General features: G+C 68.5%; 4 protein-coding genes. All 4 read left to right on the top strand.

The window, feature by feature from the left end:
• Positions 1–1,270, top strand: a 1,270-nt coding sequence (locus QM568_RS04910; RefSeq protein ID WP_415136412.1) for an aldehyde dehydrogenase family protein, incomplete at its 5' end; no start/stop codon positions are given.
• Positions 1,271–1,314: 44 nt separating this feature from the next.
• Positions 1,315–2,094: a 3-oxoacyl-ACP reductase gene (locus QM568_RS04915; RefSeq protein ID WP_415136414.1), complete on the top strand. Its 780-nt coding sequence runs from the start codon at positions 1,315–1,317 to the stop codon at positions 2,092–2,094.
• 30 nt (positions 2,095–2,124) lie between these two features.
• Positions 2,125–2,853 carry a FadR/GntR family transcriptional regulator gene (locus tag QM568_RS04920; protein ID WP_415136416.1) on the top strand — a complete coding sequence of 243 codons (729 nt, stop codon included), beginning with the start codon at positions 2,125–2,127 and terminating at the stop codon, positions 2,851–2,853.
• A gap of 50 nt (positions 2,854–2,903) precedes the next feature.
• The coding region (locus QM568_RS04925; RefSeq protein ID WP_415136418.1) for an IS630 family transposase at positions 2,904–3,636 on the top strand (733 nt) is incomplete at its 3' end.

The following is a 3,636-nucleotide window of genomic DNA, read 5'->3' on the forward strand; positions in this document are numbered from 1 at the left end:
CCGCGCCGTGGCGGCGCAGCGCCGCTGGGCCGCGCTCGCGCCGGTCGCGCGGGCGGATGCGCTGCGCTCCTTCGCCAGGTCGGTGGAGCAGGCCGTGGAAGAGCTCGCGCAGCTCGAGGTGCACAACTCCGGCCACCCGATCGCCTCGGCGCGGTGGGAGGCGGCGCACGTCGCGCAGGTGCTCAACTACTATTCCGCCGACCCTGAACGCCTCTCCGGCCGGCAGATCCCAGTCGCAGGAGGACTCGACGTCACCTTCCACGACCCCTACGGCGTTGTCGGCGTGATCGTGCCGTGGAACTTCCCGATGACGATCGCCGCCTGGGCTTTCGCGCCAGCGCTCGCCGCAGGCAACGCCGTTGTGCTCAAACCCGCAGAGCTGACGCCCCTGACAGCGATCCGCCTCGCCGAGCTCGCGCTCGAGTCGGGGCTGCCAGAGGGGCTGCTGAACGTCGTGACCGGCTCGGGATCGGTCGTCGGGCAGCGGTTCATCGAGCATCCCGACGTGCGCAAGGTCGTCTTCACCGGTTCGACCGAGGTGGGCATCGACGTCGCCGCAGGATGCGCGAGGGCGCTGAAACCGGTGACGCTGGAGCTCGGCGGCAAGAGCGCGAACATCGTCTTCGCCGATGCGGATCTCGAGCGGGCGGCAGCAGCGGTCCCCGGGTCCGTGTTCGACAACGCGGGGCAGGACTGCTGTGCTCGTAGCCGTCTGCTCGTGCAGCGCTCGGTGTACGACCGGTTCCTCGAACTGCTCGAGCCCGCAGTATCCGCGTGGCGGGTGGGCGACCCCACGAGCACCGACACCGACATGGGCCCGCTGATTTCCGCGGGTCACCGCGACACGGTGGCGTCGTTCTTGGATGGCGCAGATATCGCCTTCCGCGGCAGCGCACCGCAGGGCGACGGGTTCTGGTTCGCGCCGGCCGTCGTGCTCGCCTCGCCCGGTGACCGCCTCGCCCAGCAGGAGGTCTTCGGCCCCGTTGTCGCCGTGCTCCCCTTCGACGATGAGGCCGACGCGATCCGGCTCGCCAACGACACGATCTACGGGCTGGCAGGCTCCGTGTGGACCCAGAACCTCGGTCGCGCAGTGCGGGTCGCGCGCGGCGTGCACAGCGGCGTGCTGTCGGTGAACTCGCACTCGTCCGTTCGCTACGCCACACCCTTCGGCGGCATGAAAGCCTCGGGTCTCGGCCGCGAGCTCGGGCCGGATGCTGCTGAGCACTTCACCGAGACGAAGAATGTCTTCTTCGCCACGGACGAATCCTGAACAACGACCCCCTGAACCACGACCGCACAGCAACGGAGACAATCATGACCATCGACCTGACCCAGCGCCTCAAGGATCGCGTCGCCATCATCACCGGGGGAGCGAGCGGCATCGGGTTCGCCACCGCTCGTCGCTTCGCCGCAGAGGGCGCGTTCGTCGTCATCGCCGATGTCGATCCCGCCTCCGGGGAGAAAGCCGCAGCCGAGGTCGGTGGGGCGTTTCGTGCTGTCGACGTCGCAGACCAGGAGAAGGTCGATGCGCTGTTCGACGGGGTGGCTGCGGAGTTCGGCCGCATTGACATCGCTTTCAACAACGCGGGCATCTCACCAGCCGACGACGACTCGATCGAGACGACGGAGCTTCCGGCCTGGGAGCGGGTGCAGGACGTGAACCTCAAGAGCGTGTACCTGTGCAGCCGAGCGGCACTGCGCCACATGGTGCCTGCGGGGCGCGGATCGATCATCAACACAGCATCGTTCGTTGCGTTGCTCGGGTCGGCGACCTCGCAGATCAGTTACACAGCATCAAAGGGCGGCGTGCTCGCGATGTCGCGTGAGCTGGGGGTGCAGTTCGCCAGGCAGGGTGTGCGCGTGAACGCGCTGTGCCCTGGGCCTGTGAACACGCCGCTCCTGCAGGAGCTCTTCGCGAAAGACCCGGAGCGTGCTCAGCGACGTCTGGTGCACGTGCCGATGGGACGTTTCGCCGAACCCGAGGAGCTCGCAGCGGCTGTGGCGTTCCTCGCCTCCGACGACTCGTCGTTCATCACTGCGAGCGCCTTCGTCGTCGACGGGGGCATCACGAACGCCTACGTCACTCCGCTGTGAGCTGCGCCCGTGCTGTGACAGGGTGAGATCATGAGCGACCACGTCCCCGACGGCGATCTCGCCGAGGTCCGCAGGGCGGTGTACCGACCGCTCAGGCGAGGGAACGCCCTGGAGGACGCGGTCTCCCGGCTCGTGCAGACCATCCGACTCGGCGTCGTCGCCCCGGGGGAGTCGCTCCCTGCGGAGCGGGAGCTCGCGGCCTCCTTCGGCATCAGCCGGGACACCGTGCGCGATGCGATCAGGGAACTCGCCGACGCGGGCTACCTGGTGCCCAAGCGGGGGAGGTACGGGGGCACCTTCGTCGCCGACCCGCTGCCTCACCCGGCGGATGCCGAGGCGGTGACCCCCGCTGAGATCGACGACCTCCTGGGCCTTCGCCGCATCCTCGAGACGGGGGCCGCGCGGGCCGCTGCAGGGCGGGCGCTCGACGACGGCGTTCGGGCGGACCTGCGGGCAAGGCATGAGGCGGCGTTGCCGGCAGGACCTGAGGAGTACCGACGCCTGGACACGCTGCTGCATCTCGCGATCGCCGAGGCCGCCGGCATCCCCTCGCTCGTGGCTCTGGTCGCCGAGAACCGGGCGTCGGTGAATCTCTGGCTCGATACCTTTCCGCTACTGCCGCGCAACATTCAGCACTCGGGGGAACAGCACGAGCGGATCGTCTCGGCGATTCTGGACGGCCGGCCGGATGCCGCCGAGGTGGCCATGCGTGACCACCTCGCCGGCACCGAGGCCCTGCTGCGCGGCTTTCTCGTCTAGTGTTGCGTGTCGTTAGTTCCTAAATGGTTGGTGGTTTGGGAGAATTGGCTATGGCGAATTCTCCGGCTCCGGCGTTGGTTCTTCGTGATGGTGATCGGGATGAGTTGGCGTCGTGGACGCGGTCGACGGCGATCCGTGCGGGGCTCGCGCAACGGGCTCGGATCGTGCTGCTCGCGTCGGAGGGGTTCGCCAACGCGCGCATCGCGGTCGAGGTCGGGACGACGACGACCTCGGTGTGGAAGTGGCGGAACAGGTATGCCGAGGCAGGTCTTGGCGGGCTTGCCGACGCGCCGCGTGCGGGTCGGCCGAAGCAGGTCGATGACGAACGGATCATCACGGCGACGCTTCAGGCGCCGCCGAAGAAGTTCGGTGTGACGCATTGGTCGCCCCGGTTGCTGGCGGATCATCTCAAGATCGGGAACGCGACCGTCGCGCGGGCGTGGCGCAGGTACGGGGTCCAGCCCTGGCGGTCTGAGACGTTCAAGTTCTCTACCGATCCCGAGCTGGTCGGGAAGGTCACCGACGTCGTCGGCCTGTATCTCGCGCCACCGGAGAACGCGATCGTGCTCTGCGTGGACGAGAAGAGCCAGATTCAGGCGCTGGACCGGACCGCGCCGATGCTGCCCTTGCGGCCAGGCGACGCGGAGAAGCGCACCCACGACTACAAACGGCATGGCACGACGACGCTGTTCGCGGCGTTGGAGATCGCGACCGGCCACGTCACCGGCGCGGTCAAGCCCAAGCACCGCCGGCAGGAGTTCCTGGCCTTCCTGCGCCAGCTCG

Source organism: Microbacterium sp. (genome assembly GCF_047607465.1).
GTDB lineage: Bacteria > Actinomycetota > Actinomycetes > Actinomycetales > Microbacteriaceae > Microbacterium.

Coding starts and splice junctions, on each gene's coding strand:
- QM568_RS04920 (WP_415136416.1), top strand. CDS start 2,125: ATGAGCGACCACGTCCCCGACGGCGATCTCGCCGAGGTCCGCAGGGCG.
- QM568_RS04915 (WP_415136414.1), top strand. CDS start 1,315: ATGACCATCGACCTGACCCAGCGCCTCAAGGATCGCGTCGCCATCATC.